The 851-nt window shown below is 68.4% G+C and carries 1 protein-coding gene; it reads left to right on the top strand.

Annotated elements, in window-relative coordinates; translation table 11 throughout:
• Positions 1-127 precede the first annotated feature (127 nt).
• On the top strand, positions 128-851 hold a 724-nt coding region (locus tag Pka01_RS40480; RefSeq protein ID WP_203888328.1), incomplete at its 3' end, for an IS481 family transposase.

Below are 851 nucleotides of genomic sequence, written 5' to 3'. Positions count from 1 at the left end.
TGTACTGACCATGGACGTTGGTGACAGCGGAGCGGGATCAGCGACACGCTGTTGATGGTCTTGAAATGGGTGAGGGCCTTCTGGCGTGGTGTGAGTCGACCAAGAATCACGACCGCCGGAGGCCCTCATGCCCCACCGTAATGCCCCGCTGACTGAAACCGGGCGACTTCGGCTGGCGCGTTGCATCGTCGATGACGGGTGGAGTCTGCGACGGGCGGCTGAACGCTTCCAGGTCTCCCACACCACTGCGGCCCGCTGGGCCTCGCGCTACCGGCAGCACGGCCCAGCCGGCATGGCCGACCGCTCCTCCCGCCCGCACCGCAGCCCGGCCCGCACCCCGCAACGCATCGAGCGGCGCATCTGCAAGATCCGCGTCACCCACCGGCTCGGCCCTGCCCGCATCGCCGACCGCCTCGGCCTTGCCTCCTCCACCGTCCACCGCATACTCGTCCGCTACCGGATGCCGCCCCTGGCCCACCTGGACCGGGCCACCGCCACCCGCATCCGCCGCTACGAACGCCAACGTCCCGGCGAACTGGTCCACGTCGACATCAAGAAACTGGGCAACATCCCCGACGGCGGCGGATGGCGCGTGGTCGGCCGCACCCAGGGCTACAAGAACAAGCAGGCCACTACCGACCTGCGCCGCTCCTGCAAACCCGTGATCGGCTACGGCTACCTGCACACCGCTCTGGACGACCACTCCCGGCTGGCCTACACCGAGATCCTCACCGACGAACGCAAGGAAACCGCCAGCGCCTTCCTGACCCGCGCCCGTGCCTGGTTCGCCAGCCACGACGTCACCATCGAACGCGTCCTGACCGACAACGGCGGCTGCTACAAATCCCGCC

This window comes from Planotetraspora kaengkrachanensis (assembly GCF_016862895.1).
GTDB lineage: Bacteria > Actinomycetota > Actinomycetes > Streptosporangiales > Streptosporangiaceae > Planotetraspora > Planotetraspora kaengkrachanensis.
This window is presented reverse-complemented; position numbering and strand designations above follow the sequence as displayed.